At 42.1% G+C, this 25,931-nt stretch carries 21 protein-coding genes and 1 tRNA gene; 8 read left to right on the top strand and 14 right to left on the bottom strand.

What is annotated here, in order from left to right:
* Positions 1–46: 46 nt before the first annotated feature.
* From tig to BN8908_RS01480, 5 genes are all read right to left on the bottom strand, one after another.
* Positions 47–1,399: a trigger factor gene (tig, locus tag BN8908_RS01500; RefSeq protein WP_021987585.1), complete on the bottom strand. Its 1,353-nt coding sequence runs from the start codon at positions 1,397–1,399 to the stop codon at positions 47–49.
* 117 nt (positions 1,400–1,516) lie between these two features.
* Positions 1,517–1,598: transfer RNA gene (locus tag BN8908_RS01495), tRNA-Leu, on the bottom strand.
* An 84-nt stretch (positions 1,599–1,682) separates the two neighbouring features.
* Positions 1,683–2,414, bottom strand: a complete 732-nt coding sequence (gene lptB, locus BN8908_RS01490; RefSeq protein ID WP_021987586.1) for an LPS export ABC transporter ATP-binding protein — start codon at positions 2,412–2,414, stop codon at positions 1,683–1,685.
* 160 nt (positions 2,415–2,574) lie between these two features.
* Positions 2,575–5,061: a DUF5686 and carboxypeptidase-like regulatory domain-containing protein gene (locus tag BN8908_RS01485; protein ID WP_068688562.1), complete on the bottom strand. Its 2,487-nt coding sequence runs from the start codon at positions 5,059–5,061 to the stop codon at positions 2,575–2,577.
* A 134-nt stretch (positions 5,062–5,195) separates the two neighbouring features.
* Positions 5,196–6,161 (bottom strand): KpsF/GutQ family sugar-phosphate isomerase, encoded by a 966-nt coding sequence (locus BN8908_RS01480; protein WP_021987588.1) that lies wholly within the window; start codon positions 6,159–6,161, stop codon positions 5,196–5,198.
* Positions 6,162–6,590: 429 nt separating this feature from the next.
* Here BN8908_RS01480 and recQ point away from each other — a divergent pair, with 429 nt between their 5' ends.
* Complete coding sequence (gene recQ / locus BN8908_RS01475) at positions 6,591–8,765, top strand: DNA helicase RecQ (protein ID WP_021987589.1); 2,175 nt, start codon at positions 6,591–6,593, stop codon at positions 8,763–8,765.
* Between the two features lie 90 nt (positions 8,766–8,855).
* On the opposite strand, the gene BN8908_RS01470 is transcribed toward recQ, so the two are convergent.
* The 4 genes from BN8908_RS01470 to lysS form a co-directional block, all read right to left on the bottom strand.
* The gene (locus BN8908_RS01470; RefSeq protein WP_021987590.1) at positions 8,856–10,028 is read right to left on the bottom strand and encodes a hypothetical protein; all 1,173 of its coding nucleotides are present in this window, start codon (positions 10,026–10,028) and stop codon (positions 8,856–8,858) included.
* Positions 10,029–10,038: 10 nt separating this feature from the next.
* On the bottom strand, positions 10,039–10,998 hold the full coding sequence (locus BN8908_RS01465; protein ID WP_021987591.1) for a nucleoside recognition domain-containing protein: 960 nt from the start codon (positions 10,996–10,998) through the stop codon (positions 10,039–10,041).
* Positions 10,999–11,031: 33 nt separating this feature from the next.
* Positions 11,032–12,033: an NAD(P)H-dependent glycerol-3-phosphate dehydrogenase gene (locus BN8908_RS01460; protein ID WP_021987592.1), complete on the bottom strand. Its 1,002-nt coding sequence runs from the start codon at positions 12,031–12,033 to the stop codon at positions 11,032–11,034.
* Positions 12,034–12,108: 75 nt separating this feature from the next.
* Entirely contained in the window at positions 12,109–13,833 is a 1,725-nt protein-coding gene (gene lysS / locus BN8908_RS01455) for a lysine--tRNA ligase (RefSeq protein WP_068688557.1), read from the bottom strand.
* A 217-nt stretch (positions 13,834–14,050) separates the two neighbouring features.
* On the opposite strand from lysS, the gene recJ reads away from it, so the two are divergent.
* Both recJ and recR read left to right on the top strand, forming a co-directional pair.
* A complete protein-coding gene (gene recJ, locus BN8908_RS01450) occupies positions 14,051–15,811 on the top strand; it encodes a single-stranded-DNA-specific exonuclease RecJ (protein ID WP_021987594.1) in 1,761 nt (586 codons plus the stop codon).
* Between the two features lie 8 nt (positions 15,812–15,819).
* Positions 15,820–16,434: a recombination mediator RecR gene (gene recR, locus BN8908_RS01445; protein ID WP_068688555.1), complete on the top strand. Its 615-nt coding sequence runs from the start codon at positions 15,820–15,822 to the stop codon at positions 16,432–16,434.
* 9 nt (positions 16,435–16,443) lie between these two features.
* Here recR and cdd read toward each other — a convergent pair whose 3' ends face one another.
* Positions 16,444–16,905: a cytidine deaminase gene (gene cdd, locus BN8908_RS01440; protein WP_068688552.1), complete on the bottom strand. Its 462-nt coding sequence runs from the start codon at positions 16,903–16,905 to the stop codon at positions 16,444–16,446.
* 121 nt (positions 16,906–17,026) lie between these two features.
* Here cdd and BN8908_RS01435 point away from each other — a divergent pair, with 121 nt between their 5' ends.
* The 3 genes from BN8908_RS01435 to BN8908_RS01425 are packed head-to-tail and all read left to right on the top strand — an operon-like array spanning position 17,027 to position 19,487.
* Entirely contained in the window at positions 17,027–17,968 is a 942-nt protein-coding gene (locus tag BN8908_RS01435) for a glucosaminidase domain-containing protein (RefSeq protein ID WP_021987597.1), read from the top strand.
* Positions 17,969–17,976: 8 nt separating this feature from the next.
* Entirely contained in the window at positions 17,977–18,498 is a 522-nt protein-coding gene (locus BN8908_RS01430; protein ID WP_021987598.1) for a DUF4199 domain-containing protein, read from the top strand.
* A 38-nt stretch (positions 18,499–18,536) separates the two neighbouring features.
* A complete protein-coding gene (locus BN8908_RS01425) occupies positions 18,537–19,487 on the top strand; it encodes a glycosyltransferase family 2 protein (RefSeq protein WP_021987599.1) in 951 nt (316 codons plus the stop codon).
* 38 nt (positions 19,488–19,525) lie between these two features.
* On the opposite strand, the gene BN8908_RS01420 is transcribed toward BN8908_RS01425, so the two are convergent.
* Both BN8908_RS01420 and BN8908_RS01415 read right to left on the bottom strand, forming a co-directional pair.
* Positions 19,526–20,308 carry an acyl-[acyl-carrier-protein] thioesterase gene (locus BN8908_RS01420; RefSeq protein ID WP_021987600.1) on the bottom strand — a complete coding sequence of 261 codons (783 nt, stop codon included), beginning with the start codon at positions 20,306–20,308 and terminating at the stop codon, positions 19,526–19,528.
* A gap of 206 nt (positions 20,309–20,514) precedes the next feature.
* Positions 20,515–21,684: an IS4 family transposase gene (locus tag BN8908_RS01415; RefSeq protein WP_068688305.1), complete on the bottom strand. Its 1,170-nt coding sequence runs from the start codon at positions 21,682–21,684 to the stop codon at positions 20,515–20,517.
* 115 nt (positions 21,685–21,799) lie between these two features.
* Here BN8908_RS01415 and BN8908_RS01410 point away from each other — a divergent pair, with 115 nt between their 5' ends.
* The gene (locus BN8908_RS01410; protein WP_068688550.1) at positions 21,800–22,843 is read left to right on the top strand and encodes an efflux RND transporter periplasmic adaptor subunit; all 1,044 of its coding nucleotides are present in this window, start codon (positions 21,800–21,802) and stop codon (positions 22,841–22,843) included.
* A gap of 11 nt (positions 22,844–22,854) precedes the next feature.
* A complete protein-coding gene (gene mscL / locus BN8908_RS01405; protein WP_021987602.1) occupies positions 22,855–23,271 on the top strand; it encodes a large-conductance mechanosensitive channel protein MscL in 417 nt (138 codons plus the stop codon).
* A 105-nt stretch (positions 23,272–23,376) separates the two neighbouring features.
* Here mscL and BN8908_RS01400 read toward each other — a convergent pair whose 3' ends face one another.
* Together BN8908_RS01400 and BN8908_RS01395 are read right to left on the bottom strand one after the other, a co-directional pair.
* Positions 23,377–24,915 carry a sialidase family protein gene (locus BN8908_RS01400; RefSeq protein ID WP_068688548.1) on the bottom strand — a complete coding sequence of 513 codons (1,539 nt, stop codon included), beginning with the start codon at positions 24,913–24,915 and terminating at the stop codon, positions 23,377–23,379.
* A 42-nt stretch (positions 24,916–24,957) separates the two neighbouring features.
* On the bottom strand, positions 24,958–25,671 hold the full coding sequence (locus BN8908_RS01395) for an outer membrane beta-barrel protein (RefSeq protein ID WP_021987604.1): 714 nt from the start codon (positions 25,669–25,671) through the stop codon (positions 24,958–24,960).
* Between the last annotated feature and the right edge of the window lie 260 nt (positions 25,672–25,931).

Here is a 25,931-nt window from a genome sequence, read left to right as displayed (position 1 = left end):
GAAATCCATAGATTTCCGGGATACACATTCTACCGTATTATTTTCCTTACTTCTGGAATAATTTCTCAAAATCAGCCATAGCAATTTCCTGCTCTTCCAACTTCACATTCTCTCTGATTGCAGCAAATATTTTATTATCCACAGCTCTTTCATACAAATGCTGACGCTGTTTGGAATCTTCAAGCAATTTTACGGCAAATCCGTCCAACTGCTCGTCACTCAAACCATACAAACCATATTGCTGTAATTGAGCAGCAGCAACTTCACGGGCAACAGACTTCATATCCGCTTCTTCCACTTTCAACCCGTATTCTTTACCCAAAGCTGTCTTAATGACCTGCCACTTGAATTCGTCACGATATCCCTCGAAATCTTTCTCTACATCCTCAGCCTTCATATCCTTATTGACAGCCACAATCCATCTTTTCAGGAAAGCATCCGGCAATACCACATCTTCGTTCTTTTTCAGGATCTTCTCACGGGCATCAATTGTAAAGCGATATTCCGAATGTCCTTTCAATTGTTTCTCAATATCTTCCTTCACTTTCGTACGGAATTCTTCAACACTCTTCACGTTGTCTTTTCCATAAACCCGGTCAAAAAGTTCCTGATTTACTTCAGCATCCGTATAACGTTTGATTTCATTCACAATAAAACAGAAATCCGGATTCACCTGTTCAGCTTCTTCTTTCGTCACACCGAGCATAGAAGCAAAATCTGCCTTATTCGGGAAAGATTTCACTGCATTGAATTTTACTTCCTGACCTACTTTCGCCCCTTTGAATGCATTGACAGACTCTTCATCCTTAATGTGCATTACCGACAACGAAGCATCTTCATTTTTCACTCCTCCCTCTTTTACACTACCGTCGGCATTCAGTTCGATCAATTCTCCCTTTATATATTCCGTACCTTCGATTTCATCGACCGGTTTCAACTCACCGTTGCCTTTACACATACTTTCAATCTGCTTGTCGATCATCTCATCATCGACTTTTATCAGATAATAAGGTACTTTTTCCCGCTTGCTCAATTTTACATTTACTTCCGGAGAAAGGGCAATATCATATATGAATTCGAATTTGTCATCTTCCAAATTCAATTCTTTCTGCTCCGTTTCATTCGGCAGCGGTTCCCCCAGAATCTGAAGATCATTTTCTTTAATATAATTTGTAAGAGCTTCTCCGAGTACTTTATTGATTTCTTCTACCAGAATCGCTTTCCCATACATCTTCTTAACAATTCCCATCGGTGTTTTTCCCTTCCGGAAACCGTCAATCACAACCTTTCTCTGATAATCTTTCAATACATTCTCTACGCGCTCGGCATAATCTTCTTTACCTAACTCAATCTTAATCATTGCATTAAGATTGTCATTCTGGGTCTTTGTTATATTCATGCTATCGTTTTTGTTACAACAGTCGCAACAGTTACAACAGTTACAACAGTTTTAATTATACATATTATTAAATCCTCATATCTAAAAAAGCCACCTCTTAAGGCGGCTTTCATTCTGTACGGGCGAAGGGACTCGAACCCCCACGTCTTTCGACACTAGATCCTAAGTCTAGTGCGTCTACCAATTTCGCCACGCCCGCTCATTATTTTTTCGGCGTTGCAAAAATAATCTATTTTTTCAAACTGTCAAAATCTTTACCGATTTAGACACAGAAAATACTAAATTACTTTTTCTTACGCAATTCAAAATTCTTGCCCAGGTATACACGTCTCACCTCCGGATCTGCCGCCAAATGCTCCGCAGTACCTGATTCCAATATCCTCCCGTCATACAACAGATAGGCCCGGTCGGTAATCGACAGTGTTTCCTGCACATTGTGGTCCGTTATCAATATGCCGATATTTTTCTCCTTCAATTTCTGAACAATACTCTGAATGTCTTCCACTGCTATCGGGTCAACCCCGGCAAACGGCTCATCCAGTAATATAAATTTAGGACGAATCGACAAAGCCCGGGCAATCTCCGTACGCCGCCGTTCTCCTCCGGACAACTGAATACCGAGACTCTTCCGTATATGCTGCAATCCGAACTCATCCAACATCTCTTCCAAACGCTCCCGCTGTTCTTCTTTGGGCATCTTGGTCATCTGCAACACAGCCTTTATATTATCCTCCACACTTAACCTCCGGAATACCGAAGCCTCCTGTGCCAAATAACCGACTCCCAATTGTGCCCGTCTGTATACCGGTTCTTTTGTGATCTCCCGGTCATCCAAAAAAATACGTCCGCCATTCGGAGTAATTAATCCCACTATCATGTAGAATGAAGTCGTCTTACCTGCTCCGTTAGGTCCCAGTAAGCCCACAATCTCCCCTTGTTCTACCTGAACAGAAACCCCCTTCACAACCGTACGACTCTTATATTTTTTAACAAGATCTTCTGCCCTTAATATCATATTGCCCTATATTATATTTAGGTAATAACCAAATACAGACCCAGCTCCTATTTTAGCCGGAATCTCCCTGAAAACCAAAACAACAAGCAGTCAACAGGCTGCAAAGATAGACAATTATTATCTGAAATTAAAATTCAATCCGGCTTAAACCGTTAGCGGCTTAAAAATTGAGATTTATACTGAAATTTATAGCAAAATTCTGTACATTTTGTCCGGGTACACTATGCCGGTGGCTCAACCGCCAGATCGCATCCACCCGGAGAATCCGGCATATATTTTCAATACCGATACCAGCTTCAAAATAAGGTTTGGATACCGACGACATACCTTCCGGAAAGAGCAATATCGCTTTCGTATCAGCCAAACTTCCGTTATTACGGTCTTCCAGGGTTCCGATCAGCGCCTTGAAAATAAACACTTCCCGCCATTTCAAACGCTTCATCAACGGAATCTTGCCTAAAAAGAAACCTTTAAAATGATGTTCATATATCAACGATACCCATAAATCCGATGCAAATTCATAGTAATTCATACATGAAAAAGCATAGGTATCGTAAAAATAAGTTGCATTTCCTTCATGTAATTTCAACAACGGATAAGGCACCTTACCGAAAACCTTACCACCGTTAATTATAAATTTCGATGTTCCGATAGGAGGAATACCTAAATCATACAATACCGTTCCTACTACCCGATAGTATTCATAATCATTCTTAAACATCCCTTTTACCCCCATCGATAAATCAATTCCCACAATCGGATAATCCGATCCCAGCGAAAACTTATCGAATGTTTTCCGTACCACGATCTCATCACGGGACAAACGGGTTTTCAACTGCAAGGAAAACGTCTGTATTGAATTCACCACTTGTCCGTCCGGTCGCACAAAAGGCACATAAGGAGATGAAAAAATGGTCCGCATTTGAGCGGCAAAAGTATTACTGATTCCTTGTCTCCATTCGTGTTCGTAAGAAATATCACCCTGATTTACCAAACTGAGACGATCGTTATTGCCCCGCGAAAAAACAGAACTCAGTATGTTTCCTTCCGTAAAAGCATTGACACCGGCTCCCAACTGTACGGCATCGTGCTTATAGGCCAGCTTCAACTTCGATGTCGGCAATTCATTGACCATATACTCTATTCCTCCGCCACCTTTAAAATGATTATCCTTCGTACCGTACGCCCCATATCCGCTCAACCGGATTTTCCTGCTAAAATCCGTCGTGGTACGCAACCCAAGCTGGAATCGAGCCCCCTCCAACTTATTAAAACTAAACATTTTATAATAAGGTCCGATGCCTACATATTTGGTATCGTAATACCCTCCGAGCACAGTCGACAGCAATGTATAAATATTATGGTACAAAGGCACATTCTTTATTGAATCCACCATTCCATATATCTGCTTCTCCTTGTCGCTCAATGCAAAAGGACGTATTGAATCCCAATAACTTTCGTCATTTTTCAAAACATCCCTGGATATCACGACATTGTTATCCAACTTTAAAACCTCTGCCGGAATAGGTTCATTCAGGCGCACATGCGTATAATCAACCTGACGGTGTCCTAAAAAAGAAACGACCTTGGCTGAATCGGACATAACGATCGAAAAATCCGCAAAAATCTTATCCTGTTTCGGAAACCACACAGAATCATTTATCAAACGGCTTTTTGTCTCAATCACCAGATGCCTGATCCAGTTCACATTCAACCCCTTCATCATCTTCACATTAGCCGACTGTAAAGCCCAGGAAGCCGAATCGATATTGACCTCTCCGTCCAGGACAGGCGTAGACATCCCCTTCGGATGAAACCGGATCTTATAAGTCTTGCGTCCGTTCACCTGCATACTGTCTACCAGAAAATACTTATAATACAGTAAGCCGTGATCGGACAGCGGACTGGCAAACTTTACGTCGAAAACATCTATATAATTGTCGTATAAATTGACATTACCGTGTAAATGTCCGGTAAACTGAGCCAATGTATAATCCTCTTCAATTCCCGAAATCCGGCTTGCCTTTACGATTTCACGGGAAAAAGAAGGATTTTTGCGATGATAATAATCCGCCGTCGCTTCCGAAATCATTACCGGCAAAAAAGATTTACCGGTAATGACCGAGGTATCCATATGTTCAAATATAAAACCGAAATTCTTCTGGAGTTTTTTATTCTTAAACCACGGGTTTATGTTGGTAAGGTCCAGCTCCATCTTAGTATAGGTTGTACAATTGTACAAAGCTATTTCGTCCGGATTATTCCTTTTCTTATTGTCCGAAACATTCCGTAAAATAGCATGTGCCGGATTTTCTCCCGGACGCACCTTTACCTCTTCCAGGTCAAAAGTAATCGGTACCAACTGAAAATCAACAGCATTAAAGGCCGTCGGAATAATCTTTACCGTCTGGGGTTCATATCCCACAAACGACACCTGGAGTTCGGACACCGGTTCCCGGGTCTCGATTACATAAAGCCCGTCAAAATCCGAAGTGACTCCTATCGTCGTACCTTTAAAAACAACGTTCACCAAAGGCAGCACTTCCCCCGTCTTTGCATCTGTAATCTTTCCCCTGACACGGGTACTCTGACCCGCAACAATGCCGGCAAGCAATAACAATATCCCCAAAAGTACGGTCCTTTTCATTGAAATCTAAATTAAAGTTGCCTCGCAACTCCCGAAAATATTCTTTTAGTTACTCGGTTCCTTTTTAACCCATAATCTGCAAATTCAATCCTAAACTCACCTTTTTTTGCTTTCTCTCATTTTTAAATTTACGATCAAACAACCCCTTCTTTTAAGATATCGTGTAAATGAACCATACCTTTATATCTTTTTTCTTTATCGACAACGACCAGTTGGGTGATGCTGCTCTTCTCCATCAACTGAAAGGCATTGTAAGCCAACTCATCTTCTCCGATTGTCTTTGGAGACGATGACATAATGTCTGTTGCTTTCAAGCCATCAACATCTTCGTATTTCTCCAGCATTCGTCTCAAGTCGCCGTCCGTAATAATCCCCAGCAAATGCTCCCCTTCATCCGTGACAGCTACTGCCCCCAAACAACCGCCGGACATTTCCAATATAATCTTCCGGATATGATCATCTATAGCTACCCGGGGCTTGTTTTCCCGGTCAAACACATCCGCGACCCGGGTATACAACCGTTTCCCCAATGAACCTCCCGGATGATAACGGGCAAAATCCCGGCTTGAAAAACTCCTCAATTCAATCAGGCACATCGCCAAGGCATCTCCCATCACCAATTGTGCCGTCGTCGAATTCGTAGGGGCCAGATTATTCGGACAAGCTTCCCGCTCTACTGTCGCTTTCAATACAAATTCCGCATTTTGAGCTAAAAAAGAATCTGTATTCGACACCATAGCTACAATATGATTATTTCCGATATTCCGGATCAAAGGCAATAACACTTTAATCTCCGGCGTATTCCCACTCTTAGAGATAAATATCACAACATCTTCATCCTGTACCATTCCCATATCTCCATGAATCGCTTCCGCTGCATGCAAAAAAATAGCCGGCGTACCGGTTGAATTCAAAGTAGCTACAATTTTTTGTGCAATAATGGCACTCTTGCCTATCCCCGTTACAATCACCCGCCCTTTGCTTTCATAAATCAATCTCACAACCTTTTCGAAATCATCATCGACATAGCTTATCAAGCGTTTTACAGCCTCCGATTCATCTGAAATAACTTTTCTAGCAATATCCTTTATATCAACCATTTTCATTTATCATTAGAAATCTGTACAGTTAATTACAATATTTATGCCAAAAAAAAAAGTAAGAAACTATTGTAACAACCATTTTTTGCTATAACTTTACTAATGGCAAAAGTATCATTTTTTTATAATACAGCCATAAGAAGAGTAGGTTTAAGATTGTAGATTTACGATTTTAGATTTTAAATTAAATAAATCCGACGACGGACCGGTTTGTCAGGCAATTTAAAATTTACAATCCAAAATTTACAATTTATATGTAGGTTTAAATGAACGGAACAGGTCTTACAACATTGCAAAGACATCATTTCTTTCAAAAGATTTGAGAACTTTCGGATTTCTGAATTATGGATGTATTTTTGTTTGTTCATTCGAATTAAGTTATAAATTTGCAACTCCTTTTTCGAAAAAGTGTGCGAAAACAATATTGCGATGAAATTGGAAATTGATTTACATACAAAATTAAAAGAGTATTTTGGCTTCGATAATTTCAAGGGAAACCAGGAAGCCATAATCAGAAATATATTGGCCGGGAAAAACACCTTTGTATTGATGCCGACCGGAGGGGGAAAATCTCTATGTTATCAATTACCGGCATTGATACTCGAAGGGACAGCCATCGTTATATCTCCGCTGATTGCCCTGATGAAAAATCAGGTCGATGCCATGCGTGCATTCAGTGCAGCAGACGGAGTAGCTCACTTTCTGAATTCTTCTTTGACGAAATCCGAAATTCTGAAAGTCAAAGAAGATATTTTACAAGGCAAAACAAAACTGCTTTATGTAGCACCGGAGTCGCTCACCAAAGAAAGTAATGTCGAATTCCTGAAAAAAATCAGGATATCTTTCTTTGCCGTCGATGAAGCTCACTGTATTTCTGAATGGGGTCATGATTTCCGGACGGAATACCGGAAAATACGCCCTATTGTCGAAGAAATCGGGGAAGCCCCCATCATTGCCCTGACAGCAACGGCAACCCCTAAAGTTCAGCATGACATTCAAAAAAACCTAGATATGCTGGACGCCCAGGTATTCAAGTCATCGTTTAACCGTCCCAACCTTTACTATGAGGTAAGACCTAAAAACGAACCGACAAAAGACATTATCAAATTCATCAAGAATCACGAAGGAAAATCCGGCATTATATATTGTCTCAGCCGGAAAAAAGTCGAAGAGCTGGCAGAAGTATTATGTATCAACGGCGTTAAAGCTGCACCTTACCACGCCGGTATGGATGCTGCTACGCGTAGTGCCAACCAGGACAAATTCCTGATGGAAGAAGTAGATGTCATAGTTGCTACGATTGCCTTCGGTATGGGAATCGACAAACCGGATGTACGGTTTGTCATCCATTACGATATTCCCAAAAGCCTGGAAGGATACTACCAGGAAACCGGACGGGCCGGACGAGACGGAGGCGAAGGAATATGTATCACATATTACAGCTACAAAGACATTCAAAAACTGGAAAAGTTCATGCAGGGAAAACCCATTGCCGAACAGGAAATAGGGAAACAATTGCTCATGGAAACCGTATCTTATGCAGAGACCTCCATGTGCCGCCGCAAAGTACTTCTTCACTATTTCGGAGAAAACTACACCGAAGACAACTGCGGATGCTGCGACAATTGTCTCTACCCCAAAAAAGAATTCGACGGACGGGAATATATGCAGGATGCTTTATCTTTGGTTACTGAAGTAAAAGAAAAATTTAAGATAGAACATCTCGTTAATATTTTGATCGGAGAAGCTGATTCTGCCGTAAAAGCATACAAGCACGATAAACTGGATATGTTCGGAAGCGGTACCGAAAAAACACGCCAATTCTGGACAATGGTATTCAGACGCGCACTTATCAGCAGATTTATCGAGAAAGATATCGAGCAATATGGTGTAATAAAAATAACAAAAGAAGGTTTAGACTTTTTAGAACATCCTAAAGAACTTAAGATGATGGAAGATCGTAATTTTGAGGAAAGTGAAGACAAAATCCAGGAAAAAGGTGGCGTTTCCGCATTAGACAATACATTGTATGCCATCCTGAAAGATTTACGTAAAAAAATAGCTAAAACAAACGGACTGCCCCCATATGTTATTTTCCAGGATCCTTCACTGGAAGATATGTGTATCAATTACCCGATCACTCTCGAAGAACTGGCCAACATACAGGGGGTCGGCATGGGAAAAGCCCAGAAATACGGACAGGAATTCATTGACATCATCAAGCAATATGTAGAGGATAATGAAATTGAACGGGCACAGGACATGGTCGTAAAAACCGTAGCCAATAAATCCCGCTACAAAGTATATATCATTCAGAATATCGACCGACAGATCGACCTCGAAGATATTGCGTCTGCACAAGGCCTGTCTTACGAAGAACTGATTAAAGAAATGGAAGCGATCGTATTTTCCGGTACAAAATTAAATATCGACTATTACATCAATAAGATTCTGGACGATGAGCAACAGGAAGAAATATTTGATTATTTCATGGAGGCTCAAACAGATAATATCTCAGAAGCATTCGATGAATTCGATGGTGAATATCCCGAAGAAGACCTACGCCTGATGCGTCTGAAATTCCATTCTAAACACGGAAATTAACACTACCGTTTATAAAAACAGGGGCTTTCACTAAAATGTAAAAAGCCCCTGTTTTATTGTACAATTCCGACCAAATTCTTATCTACGGCATCATTTGTCGGCCGAGCGGACAAAAGTAATATCCTCCCGGAACAACTTCCGGTAAGTAATATGGGTTTTTACGGCAGTAGCACTCAGATAATCCATCAAATGCATCATTTGCGGATTAAAATCACCGACCCAATTCATTTCCAAAAACTTATAATGACTGTTTCGTTTCACGACCGTCTCACAAAAACATTTAATCAAAGCAGCTTCGACACCTTTCCCCTGAAATTCAGGTATGACACCAAACAACTGTCCCAAAGCCACATCTACTTTCTTTATATGACGATAATACAGGAATTTCAATATTCCCGTCAGATTCATCTTCCCATTCATATGCCTGATCACCTGATTCATTTCCGGAAACATCAGGAAGAAGCCGATCGGAATATTCTTATAATACCCGAAATATATCAAATCCTTATCAATGACCGGTTGCAAACTTTTATAAATCGCCTCCACCTGTGTCCGGGTAATCCCGTCTACCCCATGAACTTCCAGATTCCAGGCTTTATTATATACTTCCAATAAAGAATCGATGGCCTTTTGCTTACCGATTTCCCGGTAAGTATACACGGCATAATCCGGATTTTTCAGTAAACGATCGGCTTTCCACACGACAACCGGTGCCAGACTATCTATAGACAGGCGATTGCGGTACGTAAATTGACGGAAATAATCCCGGAAACCATAATCTTCAAAAAATTTGACGTAATAGGCATGAGTATAGGGCATCGCATAATTGGGATAGCGGTCGAACCCATCCGCCAGCAACCCCCACCATTCAATCCGTTCTCCGAAATTTACCGGCCCTTCCATAGCTTCCATGCCTTTCTCCTCCAACCATTTGCGGCATTGATCAAAAAGCATAAATGCGGCTTTTTCATCATTAATGCACTCGAAAAAGCCCATCTGTCCTACCGTATAATGATCCAAACGGCAAGTCTTTCCGTTTATAAAAGCCGCAACCCGTCCGATAACCTCCCCCTTATCATCCTGTAACAACCAGCGTACACACTCTCCGTTCTTAAAACAGGGGTTTTTATCTTTATCGAATACATGGCGTATATCGCTATCCAACGGACGAATCCAATAAGGGGTATCTTTATATAATTTCACCGGAAGCAGAATAAAAGCTTCCTCCTGTTCTTTCGTTTTTACTTCAGTTATCGAATACATAAATCAAATATTACATACGGTCCTGCCGTATTGAAACTCTATAATTTTTCAGTTTACCCATCTCCGACAATTTCAATTCCAGCCTTCGCTCCCACACGGCCAATATAGCGAGAATTAAACGCGGAATAATCAACCAAAAAACAGGCAAACCGATAACCATAAACAACAAAGGGTCCTCCAGCTCCGAATGAGAAACTGCCAGATGGTGATTCAGCAAATCCGCCTCTCTCCTATTCAAATAACCGGATGCACCGTAATCCATCATGATAGCCGCACCATAGGCCAAACCTACCGTATTTCCGACAATCCACAAAAAAGAAGTCGAAGCCGGCAAACCGAACAAATACATCAAAGGGGCAAACAGCCGAGACAATACCTTTAATATTCCGAATTCTTCCAACAAACGCTGCAATATCATCAAAGAGATAATAATCGCAAAAATCTTGACACACAAAATCAAGCTTCCTTTCAGCCAGGTCAGCATCGTTTCTGTGAATCCGACAGCAGTTCCCATTGTCGAAGATAAAACCTCCGGCATCTGAGGCAAAACCCAATTCAAACCGACGGCTGCAATGAGACTCCCCGACAAACGCAGCAAAACCATACGCAAGGCGGCAGAACCGGTCTTCTTCTGAACCAATGTCTCAATGATAAAACCGTGTGAAATCAGGCACATCACGGCCAATATGATCCCTTCCCGAACCGTGAAGTCCAAAGTTACGATAAGGGCTATTACGGTATAAATATTGGTAAAAATACTGGTCACAAATACCAAAGCAGCATCTCCCGGCAAACCCAGAAACCGGAACAAGGGAGCTGTCAAAGAAGACAAATAAGGCAGTATCCCGAAATAAGACAACAAGGTAACAAAAAGAGTAACCGGTAACATAATCTTCAGAAACCAGCAAGAGGTCCTCAATGCTACCGGAACTGCATTCCGCACACACTTGAATATACGTTCTTTAATCAACGGTTTTTACTTATAAATCCAAACATACCCCCCTTACCTCAGTTCCTCCGTCAGCAAACGAATTTCCATCGTCGGACTGATACGCTCGTACAAAATATTATATACTGCATTTGTTATCGGCATATGTACATTGTAATGTTTGTTGATCTCCTTAATTCCTTTTACAGCAAAATACCCCTCTGCAATCATCAACATTTCCATTTGTGCCGATTTCACCGAATAGCCTTTTCCGATCATCGTACCGAAGGTGCGGTTACGGCTGAATTGCGAATAAGCCGTCACCAACAAATCCCCCAGATAAGCCGAGCTTTTTATATCACGATGAATCGGATGTACTGCCGCCACAAAACGTTCGATCTCCTGAATTGCATTGGAAATCAACACCGCCTGAAAATTATCTCCGTAACGCAATCCATGACAAATACCGGCTGCAATAGCAATCACATTCTTCAATACGGCTGCATATTCCGTACCGTAAATATCGTCTGAAATACTCGTCTTTACATAATGGCAATCGAATGTCTGCGCCACCGAACGGGCCATTTTCAGATCATTGCTGGCAAATGTCAGATACGAGAGTCGCTCCAAAGCAATCTCTTCCGCATGACAAGGACCCGAAATAACGGCAATCTGCTCCAAAGGCACCTCAAAACGCATATTGAAAAATTCCCCGATAATCAGATTATCATCCGGTATCAGCCCTTTAATAGCCGATACCACCACCTTGTTTTTCAAAGAAACGGTAATGTTTGCCGTTACATTTTTCAAAAAGGCACTCGGTATGGCAAAGATGATAATATCACAAGCTCCGATCAACCGATTGATATCATCCGTAAAAGTAATCTTCGAAAGATCGAATTCTACTTCACACAAATAACGCGGATTATGACTTAACTCGCGAAAAGCCTTGATCGTATCAATATTCCGCATAAACCAATTGATATGGTCATTCGTCTCCGTCAGAATCTTGGCAATGGCTGTTGCCCAACTTCCTCCCCCAACGATTCCGAGCCTCGGTTTTTGTGGTAGTTCCATAAAAATAATATTTACGATTACGTTTTTACTTCACGATTACGTATACCCGCAAAGCAAAAACATATTCCTTATCATTTATTGTTCAACCCATCTCCTGACGTCTTCCTGAGCAGGTGCAGTCAGACCGAGTTTTTCCTTCTTATTGATGCCGCATAACTGCTGATGCAATTTGTTCGGATTCTCCGTTGCTTTCAATCCCTCAACCGTTTGTATACCTGCTTTACGCAAAACAGCAACCCATTCCATCGGTATTCCGATTCCAACAAACTTGTCATCAGCATCTACGGTTATTTTTTTCTCGGGTTTCATCTGCGGAAAAAACAATACATCCTGAATGGAAGAACTGTTCGTCAGGAACATACAAAGGCGGTCGATACCGATACCCATACCGGACGTCGGCGGCATTCCATACTCCAAAGCCCGTACAAAATCATAGTCGATATACATCGCTTCATCGTCTCCCCGCTCCTGTAATTTCATCTGTTGCTGGAACCGGTCCAACTGATCGATCGGATCGTTCAATTCCGAATAAGCATTGGCAACTTCCTTGCCGTTGACAAACAACTCGAAACGCTCCGACAAATTCGGATTTGCACGATGTTTCTTTGTCAAGGGCGACATTTCTTTCGGATAATCATAAATAAATGTCGGCTGTATATAATGTCCTTCACACTTTTCTCCGAAAATTTCATCGATTAGCTTTCCTTTGCCCATCGTCTTGTCTACCGGAATATTCATATCGATACAGGCCTGATACAAATCCTCCTCGGACATTTTTTCAATATCGTATCCTGTATATTCCTTAATGGCATCCGCCATCTTCACCCGACGGAACGGCGGTTTAAAATCAATCTCCTGATCTCCGATGACAGCTTTTGTCGTACCGTTTACCGCAATAGCAGCCCGGGATACCATCTCTTCCGTAAAATTCATCATCCATTGATAGTCCTTATAGGCCACATAAATTTCCATACAGGTAAATTCCGGATTATGAGTACGGTCCATCCCTTCATTCCTGAAATTCCGCGAAAATTCATATACTCCGTCAAATCCTCCGACAATCAAACGCTTCAGATACAATTCGTTGGCAATACGAAGATACAAAGGAATATCCAATGCATTGTGATGTGTGATAAACGGACGGGCAGAAGCTCCACCGGGAATAGCCTGCAATACCGGAGTTTCCACTTCCAGATACCCCTGACTATTGAAAAACTCCCGAATGGCATTAATCATCTTCGTGCGTTTCACAAATACATCTTTTACCTGCGGATTTACAATCAGGTCAAGGTAACGTTGCCGATAACGCAATTCCGGATCAGTAAAAGCATCAAACAGCTTCCCGTCTTTTTCCTTCACAATAGGCAATGGCCGCAATGATTTTGACAACATCACCAACTCCTGTGCGTGTATGGAAATTTCGCCGGTCTGCGTCCGGAAAACAAACCCCTTCACCCCGACAATATCACCGATATCCATTAACTTCTTGAAAACAGTATTGTAAATCGTGGCATTCTCATCCTTCGAAATATCATCACGGCTCACGTATACCTGTATACGCCCGGTCGTATCCTGTAATTCAAAAAATGAAGCTTTACCCATCACCCTCCGGCTCATCATTCTCCCTGCAATGACAACCTCCCGCTTAGGAGCAGCATCATCAAAATTATCTTTAATCTCTGCTGCATGTGCAGTTACTGTAAATTCTGCTGCAGGATAAGCTTCTATCCCCAGCTTTTCCAACTCCGTCAATGAATTTCTCCGGATAATTTCCTGTTCACTCAATTCAGTAAAACCCATTTTATTTTAGTTTAATCATTTTATATCCAACACCTTACCTTTTCCAAAGGTCATTTCGAATTGCAAAGATAATAAAAAATAAAAGAATCCTATTCTATTCATTTGATTTGTAACCCTATACCCATTTTATGTTTTAACTATTGAAAATTTATAGTTCTTTAGTTTTGAAATGCCAAGGAATTTCCGCTTCTTTGTAACAGAATTGGAGAAAAGTATAATGAAAAAAAGATGGGTTATAAACACTCCTCCGGAGACAAATAAAATACAAGAACTCGCACATAAAATAAATTGCAATCCGATCATTGCAAACCTTCTGTTACAACGCGGAATCAACAGCCCGGAAGTTGCCCAGGCTTTTTTTTATCCATCCCTCAACATGCTTCACGATCCGTTCCTTATGCAGGACATGGACAAAGCTGTCGATCGGCTGGACAAAGCCATTGCCCGGGAAGAAAAAGTAATGATATACGGTGATTACGACGTAGACGGGACCACCGCAGTAGCTTTATTATACAAATACCTCAAAAATAAATGCAATAAAAATAATCTGGAATACTACATTCCGGACCGTTACACCGAAGGCTACGGCGTTTCTGTGAAAGGTATCGATTATGCTGCTGAAAACGGTTTCAGTCTTATCATTGTGACCGATTGTGGAGTAAAAGCGGTAGAAAAAGTACGTTATGCCAAAGAAAAAGGCATTGACATCATCATCTGCGACCACCACACTCCCGGTGAAATATTGCCGGATGCCGTTGCAGTACTCGACCCCCAACGTGCAGATTGCCAGTACCCATACAAATGGTTGAGCGGCTGCGGTGTGAGCTTCAAGCTGGTACAGGCGCATAGCATCAAGCACAACCTGCCCATGTCCGAATTGTACCGATTACTCGATCTGCTTTGTGTAAGTATTGCCAGTGATATTGTCCCCATTACCGGAGAAAATCGTATACTGGCTTATTTCGGATTGCAACAACTGAATGAAAAACCCAGTCTCGGTCTGAAAACCATCATCGAAGTTTCCGGTATAGATAAAGAAATTACCATCAACGACATCGTTTTCCGTATCGGTCCCCGCATCAATGCAGCCGGACGCGTCGAATCCGGCAATAAAGCAGTTGCCTTATTGACTGCCGATGAAAAACTTTCAGCCAATGACATCGCTTCTGCCATTAATATTTTTAATGACAAGCGAAAAAAACTGGATCACGATATCACAGAAGAGGCCATCGCACATATTCTTCATTCAGAAATAGAACCGTCTAAAAAAACCACGGTACTCTTCAATCCCAGATGGCACAAGGGAGTTATCGGAATCGTGGCTTCCCGGCTGACAGAATCTTTCTATCGTCCGACCATCGTATTGACTGAATCCAACGGGATGGCAACCGGTTCTGCCCGCTCGGTTGAAGGCTTCGATCTGTATTACGCCATTTCACAATGCAGCGAGCTTTTGGAAAACTACGGCGGACATAAATATGCTGCCGGTCTTACACTCAGACTGGAAAACATAGAACCGTTCAAAGAAAAATTCGAACAGATCGTCCGCGAAACGATAAACGAAGAGATGCTGACCCCTCAAATCAACATCGACGCCCAGCTTAAACTTTCGGACATTACCCCGGAATTATATGATATGCTGCAAAAATTCGCTCCCTTTGGCCCCAACAATTCAATCCCCGTATTCATGACAGAAAACGTCGTTAACTTTATCGGTACACGACGGGTGGGACGCAATCACGAACATCTGAAACTTGTCGTTGTCGACGATACCCGGGTTTGTAAAGACCGTAGCGGCATCGGTTTCAACATGGGGTATCTGTATGATGAAGTGAACTCCGGAAAATATTTTGATATCTGCTATTCCTTACAAGAAAATGAGTTTATGGGAAAAACGGATATACAGATGATACTGAAAGACATCCGATTCAACACCTCCGGAAAAGAAAACGAAAGAAACGAAGAATCCAAAGCCTGAGAACCGATATGCAAAGCTTCTCTTCAAAGTTACTGGAAAAAGCCGTAGAACAATTTGCATCCCTGCCCGGTGTCGGGCATAAAACAGCATTAAAATACGCTTTGCACCTTCTGAAAAGAAATCCGGAAGAAGTACGGCAATTTATCAAAAGCCTCAGTGACCTGAAAGAAAACATACACGAATGCCGGGAATGTCATAACATTTCCGACGGGGAACTCTGCGAGATATGCTCGGACCCGAAACGGGAAACCTCTCTGATCTGTGTTGTAGAAAGCATAAAGGATATTATGTCGATAGAAACAACTTCCCAATATCACGGCCTATATCATGTGCTGGGCGGTATTATATCTCCCATGGAAGGAATAGGCCCCGCCGACATACACATCGAAAGTCTGCTGCAACGCATCGCTACAAATGAAATAAAAGAAATCATCTTTGCATTAAGTGCAACCATTGAAGGCGATACGACCGGTTATTACATCTATAAAAAAATCAAAAACCGGGAAAACCTGACGATCAGTACCATCGCCAAAGGTATCTCCATCGGCAATGATCTGGAGTATACCGACGCATTGACCCTCGGACGCTCAATTGTCAATCGGGTAAGCTTCTCTGAATCGTAATACGTATATTTACAGCAATGTAAATGCAAACGGGAGCAAATCGGAAGCCTTCAGACAAACCGAACGGTTCCGGCCTATCATAATGACCTCAAAATCCCCATAACGTTTGACCACTTCCGCCATAACCTGACGGCAAGCCCCACAGGGCGTAACAACATCCTCCGTCTGTATTCCCTTATTAAAAGCCGCAATAGCCAATGCTTTAACCTTTACTCCCGGATAAACCGACTGTGCATAAAACAAAGCTGTACGTTCCGCACAAAGACCGCTCGGATAAGCTGCATTTTCCTGATTCGTTCCGGCTACAATCTCTCCGTTTTCCAGCAAAACAGCCGCCCCGACCGAAAAGCCCGAATAAATACTGTATGCATTCGGAATGATCTCAACTGCTTTACGGCATATAACCTCATAAGCCGAAGGGCAGGAATTTTCATAAACCGTATAATCTATTTTTACTTCTCTTTTATCCATCGCTTATTTTTATTATTTTTACAGCCCGATAACGGATCGGTAAAGTTCGTAAAAGTTTATCAGAATACCACTAAAAATATATTTTTTAATCGCATAGCGGCCATCGCCATATTTAAATTTTATGAAAACAGTTTGTAAAATATTACTTCTTCTGATATTAAGTACACTCACATTAACTCTCTTCGCCCAGTCCCGGAAAGATTTTATCCGCAAATACAAACATATCGCCATCAAGGAAATGGAACGTACCGGTATACCGGCAAGCATCAAGCTGGCACAAGGCATCCTGGAATCCGGTTGCGGGGGTTCTCCCCTCTCTACCGAAGCCAACAATCATTTCGGAATCAAATGTCACGACTGGATAGGCCCGGCTTTTCACATGGACGACGATGAAGCCGACGAATGCTTCCGAAAATACAAAAATCCGGAACAATCCTGGATCGATCACAGCGAGTTTTTGCTTTCACGCCCTCGCTACGCTTCCCTTTTTAAATTAGAAGCGACAGATTATAAAGGCTGGGCCAGAGGATTAAAAGCTGCCGGCTACGCCACCAATCCCAAATATGCCGACATGCTGATAAAAATCATAGAAGAAGAAGAACTTTATCAGTACGATCACCGGGTTAAACATCCGACTGCAGGCGAACAAATACGGGTCTCTGCAATTGAAAAAGCATCAGACCCGAATCCGGTTACCACCACCATAAACTACCGGAAACGGGAAGAAATGCGAAACGGTATCATTTGTATCGAAATCAAAGAAGGTGATTCCCTCGAAGGCATCGCCCGCTATTATAACATTAAACTAAAGAAATTACAGGCATTCAACGACAAGCAGGACAGTAACCTCCAAATCGGTCAGTACATTTATCTGAAAAAGAAAAAAAGCAGAGCCGCCAAAGGATATGAATTCCACCGGGTAAAAAACGGCGACACACTCTACCTCATTTCTCAAATGTACGGTGTACGGCTCAAAAGTTTGGTCAAGTACAATTACATAAACAGCAACACCCCTCTCGTTGAAGGTGAAAAAATATACCTCCGCAGTAAAGCCGGATTTTAATTTAAATTATGGAGCATAAACAACCGACATTCATTCAACAAAACACCCTTTTCGGGATGCTAATCGGCTGTTGCTGTGTGGCAGCTTCATACGTATTTTTCAAACAGACAGGCAACATCTATGCTAATCCGTCCCTGGACAGGATCATAACCTTTCTATTTGTCATTGGGCTTTTCATGCAAATCCGGCGATACCGGGAAAGTGAAGAACTCAAGGGCTACATTTCTTACGGGAGAGCTCTTCTGACAGGTATGTACCTGTCCGCTGTCGCAGGTTTTTTCTATGGCTCTTATGCTCTCATCATCTACTCGAAACATCCGGATACGCTGGAGAATTACCTGATGTATGCAGAAAGCCTGTTCAGGCAACTTTACCCCGAGTCACCTTGGGCTGACAACATGATACAAATGCTTCAGGCATTCACAACGCCCGTGTCGATGGGAATTACAGAATTTTTTTCAAAAGCTTTGATGGGCCTGATTTATACCCTGGTCATCGCTTTTATACTTAAAAAAAGGAAACCGGAATAGCCCGTTATCAGTAATCGGCAAAATAAAAACACATCATCATGAATATCTCCGTAATCATTCCGCTATACAATGAAGAAGAATCCTTACCTGAATTGACAGCCTGGATCAAAAAAGTAATGGAGACCCATAATTTCACCTACGAAATTATCATGGTCGATGATGGAAGCAATGACCGTTCCTGGAAAATTATCGAAGAACTGGCAGCTCAGAATCCGTCTATCCGGGCCATCAAATTTCGCCGTAACTATGGTAAATCCGCAGCTTTACACTCCGCCTTTCAGGTAGCACAAGGAGATGTAGTTATCACTATGGATGCCGACATGCAGGACAGCCCGGACGAAATACCGGAGCTCTATCGTAAAATTATGGAAGAAGATTATGATATGGTCTCCGGCTGGAAAAAGAAACGATACGATCCCATTTCAAAAACCATTCCGACAAAATTATTCAACGCTACGGCACGGCGAGCCTCCGGCATTCGGCTGCACGACTTCAACTGCGGCTTGAAAGCCTATAGAAATACAGTTGTAAAAAGCATCGAAGTATATGGTGAAATGCATCGCTACATTCCCATTCTGGCTAAGCAAGCCGGTTTTACACGCATCGGAGAACAAGTTGTACAACACCGTGCCCGTAAATACGGTAAAACAAAATTCGGAGGGTTGAACCGTTTTATCAATGGTTTTCTGGATCTGTTGTCTATAACTTTCATCACCCGATTTTCCAAAAAGCCGATGCATTTATTCGGAGCTTTAGGCACCTTATTATTCTTCATCGGCTGTGGTTCCATCCTCTGGATCGGTATCGACAAATATTTATGCCTTACCAAAGGGATAAAAGCACCGTTAATAACCGATACACCCTATTTTTATATTGCTCTCACAGCGATGATATTGGGAACACAATTATTCCTCGCAGGCTTTATTGCCGAACTGGTATCCCGCTCCGCAACAGATCGTAACGTATATCAGATCGAAAAGGAAATCTGACGGTTATCCCACAGCCGCAGTTTTTCCCAAGCCTCCTGTCAGCTTTGGGGTGTCCGTGTATCTGCATGTGCCATCCATACGGTTTCGGCCACACAATGCATCAGAGAACCTTCTTCATTCCTGATCTGGTGATAAACAACAACTCTATTTCCTTCCGGCTGCATCTTATAATAAGAGACAATGAGGCTATCCGGCATAATTTCATGTTCATACACCACTTCGACCTCTGTCAGAATGTGGTTTTTTAAAAAACCGAAAGGCAATGAATTAGTGATCCACCGCATATAGGAAGCCTGTGTGACATGTCCGTTAAAATCAATGTTATCAAATGTCGCCGTAAAATAACGACAGTCTTCCATATCCCCGGGCATCTCTTTTTCCCGCAAGAGATGCTCTATAGGCAACTTTTCAATCCCGTGCGAAGTACTCATTTCCACAACCCGGGCCAACGGCCTTACCGGGCGGCGGCGATTCAAATCGACGGTCATCCATTCCGACGTCGCCCGTACCAGCTCTTCTCCGTCATTTCGCAATAAACGGTAATCCCGTAAAGCAAACAACCGGTCGATACCGGACGGCCAGGTTTCTACCACAACATTTTCTTCTTTCTGCGGCATCTTATGTATCAGAATATGCAGACGATGAAGCATCCAGGTCAACCCCGATTTATTCAGGGTATCCACATCCACTCCCAATAATTCCGTTTGCCCTTCTGCAACATCGTTGAATAAATCACACAAGGTTTTTATAAACAAGCGTCCTTTATAGTTTGTGTAATGATTATGTATCTTCAGTTCCTCTCTGTATTTCCCGATTTCCATAAGCTCCGATTTATTTTGATATAGAGTATACAATTCTGCCAATCATATAAAATTTGTCCGCCCGTTTATTTAAAAAACGAAACAGGCTTCTGCAAAAATACAAAGAAAATAAGAATTGTACTGTAACAAGACTCCCGGAGTTTTTCGTACAAGCAATAAAAAATGTCATAGATGTCAAATATTTATCTATTTTCACTGCTGGGCACTTAGTCCCAGCTGATTTTCAATTGTTTATAATTTAGTTCTTTGACATTTTTGTAATCGCAATTGGTAAGTATCTCTCTTACAGGCGTTTTATCCAGTAGAGAAAAACTCAAAATTTGTAGGATTTCGTAGATTGGACGGTTAACTTTCAATTTGTAAGCGACAATGGCAACCAGACAGTATGTTATGATGGCACAGTAGACTTGTGTCTTGACTGCATTCATCGTGGTTCCCCAAAAAGATTTTACTTTCAGGTGTTGCTTTATCCATTTGAAAAATAGTTCCACCTGCCAACGGTTCTTGTATAGCAAGGCTACTTCCTCTGCTGAGAGTTCCATGTTGTTGGTGATGAACACAAATTCTCTGCCCAGTTCTTCATCGTAGTATTTAACCCGCCGAAGTTTGTCCGGATATGCTTTGAGCGATTTATACGTTTCAAGTATTCCAATCTGGTCACATTTTATTCCGGTTGTTTTATCGACTTCACGGGAATACATTCTACGGAATCTCATATTATCCTTTGCACGTGTAACGAAGTAAGCACCACAGGTGTGAAGCTTATGCAAACGGGTGAAGTCAACATATCCTTTATCCATGATATAGAAACTTCCCTTTTCATAACTCAACTCATCCAGCATGTTTACGTCATGTACTTTAGCATTGGTTACCAGTACGATTGTCGGTATGGAAGTCTTTACATCATACAAGGTATGAAGTTTGATGCCTCCTTTGTGTTTCCTAAATTCCGCCCACCAAAAAACATTCAGACAAAGGTCTATGGTGGAGGAATCAAAGGCATAAACATTACCGTCAACTTTCACCTCGAAGTCATTTTTGTTGTAGCTATTACGGGCTTCCGCAATCAGGGTATAAGCAAATTCTTCGTAGATACGATAATCTCTATTCCGGTTTGCTTTCCCCAGATTGGTACGGCTAACTGTTGCACCGAATCCCAAGTGATAGTACTTGCTCTTGTGTGCCTCAAGGCTGAGCATAAGCTCACGCATACTATCTCGGGCGGTCAGTTGTCCGAAAATCATGCACAGCATCTGATTCCAACAGGTGAATGTTCTGATTTTCTTATTCCCGGAATACTTCTCTACCAAACGGTCAAAGACACGACGGGGAAGAAAATCTGTAAGTTGAGCGAAGATATATTTGCCTTGGTTCATTGTTTTTAGCTTTTGGACAAAGCTAAAACAACTTTTCAATTCAAATCGTCACGCTCCAAAAAGATATTTAACTATGCGATTATCAAAGATTTCAAAGAACGATGTTTAATTTAAAGTGCCCACTAGTGATCTATTTTTTCTTTTTCTGCTGCTCCTGACCGCCTGCCAGCAAGAAGCCGATCGTTCCGAAAACATTCCGATACGACCTGTACAGGTTGTAAAAGTCGGGAGTCTGGGTACCATCGACAACTCGTACACCGGCACCGTGGAAGCAGAAGAGTTCAGTATACTCGCTTTTAAAGTATCCGGAACCATTACGGATTTCCCGGTTACCGAAGGCCAGATACTCCCGCAGTCCAAACGAATAGCCCGCATCGATCCGACAGATTACCGGCTCAAATACCAAACTGCCGAAGCCAATTATAAGGCGGCAAAATCCATTTACGAACGCACCCGGCGGCTACTGGAACAAAATGCAACGGCTGTTCAAAACCTCGAAATTGCCCGCGCCGATTACGTCAAAGCTTCCTCTGCCCTCGATATTGCCCGACGTACACTGGGATATACGGAACTTACAGCTCCGTTCCGGGGACTTATTGAAAAAAAATATGCCGAAAACTTTCAGGAAATACTGACAGGCGATCCCATCGTACGTCTGGTTAATCCCGATAAAATCAACGTCCGTTTCATCCTGCCCGAAACGGCTATCCGCTTGATCGGAATTCCCAAAACAATTTATGTACAGTTCGACACCCGCCCGGGACAATGGTTTGAGGCCGATATCAAAGAATACATTTACTCGTCCGACGGTTCCGGTATTCCCGTTACCTTGCGCATCACAGACCCGGCTTTTGCCCCTTTCAGTGAAGAAGTATATCCGGGATTTTCTGCCAAAGTATTATTTAAAATAGAAAATACAATATCCGACAATTTCGTTATTCCGGCAAGTGCACTACGGGAAGAAAACGGGAAATTCTATATATGGATCGTCGATCCCCGAAACCAAACCGTTAATCTACGACCTGTTGATATTCTTCGTTTTGAAGATAAAGCACTGGTCAAAAAAGGAATTGCCTCCGATGATATCATTGTTACGGCCGGAGTATACGATCTACAAAACGGACAAAAAGTGAAAATACAAACCAGTACTAACCCCTAACTTACACCATCATGAGTTTTATAAAAGAATTCAAATCTTTTGCCATGAAAGGCAATGTTGTAGACATGGCAGTCGGTATCATCATCGGCGGAGCTTTCGGTAAAATCGTCTCATCCCTCGTCACAGACATCATCATGCCTCCGCTCGGACTTTTAATCGGAGGCGTTAATTTTCAGAGCCTGGTCATTCATCTCAAACCGGCCGGAGTAGACGCAGCCGGAAAAGCCACCGAAGCCGTTAATATCAATTACGGCAACTTCATACAGACCAGTTTGGACTTTCTTATTATCGCTTTTTCTATCTTTCTATTTATCAAAGGAATAAACAGTCTGCATCGCAAACAAGAAACAACACCCCCACCCCCTCCTGCACCCAGCAAAGAAGAGACATTACTCACTGAAATACGGGATATTCTAAAAGAAAAATAATACCTCGGTCAATCCTGCTGATTTATTTTGGATTTTAGATTGTAAATTAAAGGCAAACAGATTTTATCGGCTTTTCTGATTTACAATCTAAAATCTACTCATCACTTATTCTCCTATGTTTAACCGCTGAAAATAAAGTTCACCGGCACCTTCATACAAAACCCCCAAAGTCGTAGAATCGATCTGTGTCAGGCAAGAATATCCATAGCTACCCGGTTCATATACCAAAGTATGGTATTTTTCCGGCCAGGTAACCCCTTCATCCAAACTGATTTTCAACGTAGAATGTACCCGTCCCTGCGTATTTGCCGGATTAAAAAACGCCAGCGCAGGTTTCCCGCCTTTCAAATGAATACGAATCAGACTCGCCTGGCATACCGGCTCCGGAAGAGCTGAACGGGAAGAAACATGCTCTGTCCATGTTTTACCGAAATCTTTGGTAATCATAACCGCCCGCGAGCCGCCACGGTCATCCCGCATATTCAACATCAGACTTCCGTCTGTCAATTCGACAACCTGAGCCTCTGTCGTGTTAGAACGCGCACCGGTACCGATATCCCAGGTTTTACCCTTGTCTTTACTATAAATAATTGTAGAATACGGCACCTGATTCTTATCTTTAAATTGGGCCGGAAAAACAAGTGTACCTTCCTGTGTCGTAATTCCCATTCCAGGTCCTTGAAAACACAAATACCACTCTTTCTTCTTTACCTGAGACGTAATATTTATCGGTTCTGACCAGGTTGCTCCATCATCGTCGCTATAAGCCAATACAAACTGACCGGTCTCTTCAGGCGTAATTCCAGGCTTAGAAGCCCACCACGCCCGTTTGCCCGGATTACCGTGCAACCATAAACCAGCGATCCAAACCCGGCCGGTTTGCGGATCAACCAGAATAGCCGGATCACCGATTCCGTTTTCTTTATGGGAACGTCCGCCCCATTCCCCCATATCCATTGCAATCTGCATCGGTAACCAGGTCTGGCCTCCATCCACGCTACGGCTAACACCGACGTCGATATTTTCCTGCAAATCGACGGCACTGTTATAACGGACATCATATACAGCTATCAAAGTTCCCTTAGGTGTACACACCAACCCGGGAATCCGATAAGCATTTACCTGATCGTCCCCACGCAACCGGACAGCATACCCTACAGCAGAAGACAGTAAAGGCAGACTATCTGCCACAACGACACAAGCATCTGATAACGTCGCATCCGTACAGGTAAAATGAATCTTATCGGACAATAATGCATTTTCCGACAAACAAACGGACACCCAGAAATGATTGATACCCGGCTTTAAAGCCTGTTGTCCTTTAAATGTATTGACTTCTCGGGCATCTTGTGTATGACCGAACAAAACCGTAGAACTAAAATTAGGATTCAAACCTGTAAAATAAATCCGGACCTGTTTCACAGCTTCTATACGGCTCGTTCCCTTAGCAGATAATACAAGTTTATTCAAAACCAATTCCTTATCCGTTGTATTGTCGACCTGGATATGCAAAACAGAATTCTCCTCCTGTCTGATAAAAACAGGAGCGACCTGTTTATCCATACGCAAAGAAATAGTCGGACACGAAGAATTACACCCACACAATCCACACCACAGAAATAACCCAAAAACAAACTTGATCATAATTATTTATTTTAAATTTACGACTTTATACAAAAGAACCTTCTAATCACACCCGCAATCACCGATCCGAAAAATATCATAACTTAACGTCAGATTCGCCTGTACAGGAAATATCTTTTTGGGATACAAATCCGATTTTTTCATCAAATCCTTTACACTGACATTGATCTTAAACATCAGATTCAGATGCTTGACAATTCTCTGCCCGACCCCGATCACAACCCCCGCATCCCATTTATCCGTATCTGCCTGAAAACGTTTCTTTTTTTCATAAACAGCCAATCGTCCCTTATATATCCATGAAAAATACCCCCCACATAAAATACTATTACCATAAGGCCCAAGCAGATATTTAACATAAACCGGTACATTTAAAGCCTGTATTTTGAGATCAGCCTCCACATCCCGTTGATAAATATTTTCTCCCTCAGAGAAAGAAAAGCTGTGTTTATTCTGGGTTCTTAGCTGATTGTAATTGAACTCCGCCCCCAAAAACCACCTCCGGGTAAACGGAAACGTCATTTTCAATCCGTAAATACCATCAAACTTCATACCGTTGATCTTTCCCGGTAAAAGGATACCGGTACTTCCGCCGGCCTGAACAGCAATAGCTGCATCGTAGTCCACTCTCCGCACCAATTGAGCGGAACAAAAATGAACGACAAGAATAAAAACGGATACAAGAATAACTTTAAACTTCATAATCACACGATAACCAATTTGTAATTTCAGACTCCCGACCGACTTTTTCAGCATGTTCCGGATTAATCAGAGAATCGGACTCCGGAATACATCTCAGACACCACAAACTGATTTTCAAAATTAATACGGGCAACACCGGCTTCTCTTACCAACTTCTCCATTTCATCAAACAAACTACTTACAAGAGTCTCTCTCTGATCAATAAAATAACTTCTTATTTTTCCGGAAAAACGGTTTTCTTTTATTTTACAAACATATAGAATAAATCCTCGATTCTAAAATTTTTTACAAAAAAGCGATAAAACAGTTTCTTC

Origin of the sequence: Culturomica massiliensis (assembly GCF_900091655.1) — a bacterium.
GTDB lineage: Bacteria > Bacteroidota > Bacteroidia > Bacteroidales > Marinifilaceae > Culturomica > Culturomica massiliensis.
This window is presented reverse-complemented; position numbering and strand designations above follow the sequence as displayed.

Coding starts and splice junctions, on each gene's coding strand:
- tig (WP_021987585.1), bottom strand. CDS start 1,399: ATGAATATAACAAAGACCCAGAATGACAATCTTAATGCAATGATTAAG.
- lptB (WP_021987586.1), bottom strand. CDS start 2,414: ATGATATTAAGGGCAGAAGATCTTGTTAAAAAATATAAGAGTCGTACG.
- BN8908_RS01485 (WP_068688562.1), bottom strand. CDS start 5,061: ATGAAAAGGACCGTACTTTTGGGGATATTGTTATTGCTTGCCGGCATT.
- BN8908_RS01480 (WP_021987588.1), bottom strand. CDS start 6,161: ATGGTTGATATAAAGGATATTGCTAGAAAAGTTATTTCAGATGAATCG.
- recQ (WP_021987589.1), top strand. CDS start 6,591: ATGAAATTGGAAATTGATTTACATACAAAATTAAAAGAGTATTTTGGC.
- BN8908_RS01470 (WP_021987590.1), bottom strand. CDS start 10,028: ATGTATTCGATAACTGAAGTAAAAACGAAAGAACAGGAGGAAGCTTTT.
- BN8908_RS01460 (WP_021987592.1), bottom strand. CDS start 12,033: ATGGAACTACCACAAAAACCGAGGCTCGGAATCGTTGGGGGAGGAAGT.
- lysS (WP_068688557.1), bottom strand. CDS start 13,833: ATGGGTTTTACTGAATTGAGTGAACAGGAAATTATCCGGAGAAATTCA.
- recJ (WP_021987594.1), top strand. CDS start 14,051: ATGAAAAAAAGATGGGTTATAAACACTCCTCCGGAGACAAATAAAATA.
- recR (WP_068688555.1), top strand. CDS start 15,820: ATGCAAAGCTTCTCTTCAAAGTTACTGGAAAAAGCCGTAGAACAATTT.
- cdd (WP_068688552.1), bottom strand. CDS start 16,905: ATGGATAAAAGAGAAGTAAAAATAGATTATACGGTTTATGAAAATTCC.
- BN8908_RS01435 (WP_021987597.1), top strand. CDS start 17,027: ATGAAAACAGTTTGTAAAATATTACTTCTTCTGATATTAAGTACACTC.
- BN8908_RS01430 (WP_021987598.1), top strand. CDS start 17,977: ATGGAGCATAAACAACCGACATTCATTCAACAAAACACCCTTTTCGGG.
- BN8908_RS01425 (WP_021987599.1), top strand. CDS start 18,537: ATGAATATCTCCGTAATCATTCCGCTATACAATGAAGAAGAATCCTTA.
- BN8908_RS01420 (WP_021987600.1), bottom strand. CDS start 20,308: ATGGAAATCGGGAAATACAGAGAGGAACTGAAGATACATAATCATTAC.
- BN8908_RS01415 (WP_068688305.1), bottom strand. CDS start 21,684: ATGAACCAAGGCAAATATATCTTCGCTCAACTTACAGATTTTCTTCCC.
- mscL (WP_021987602.1), top strand. CDS start 22,855: ATGAGTTTTATAAAAGAATTCAAATCTTTTGCCATGAAAGGCAATGTT.
- BN8908_RS01400 (WP_068688548.1), bottom strand. CDS start 24,915: ATGATCAAGTTTGTTTTTGGGTTATTTCTGTGGTGTGGATTGTGTGGG.
- BN8908_RS01395 (WP_021987604.1), bottom strand. CDS start 25,671: ATGCTGAAAAAGTCGGTCGGGAGTCTGAAATTACAAATTGGTTATCGT.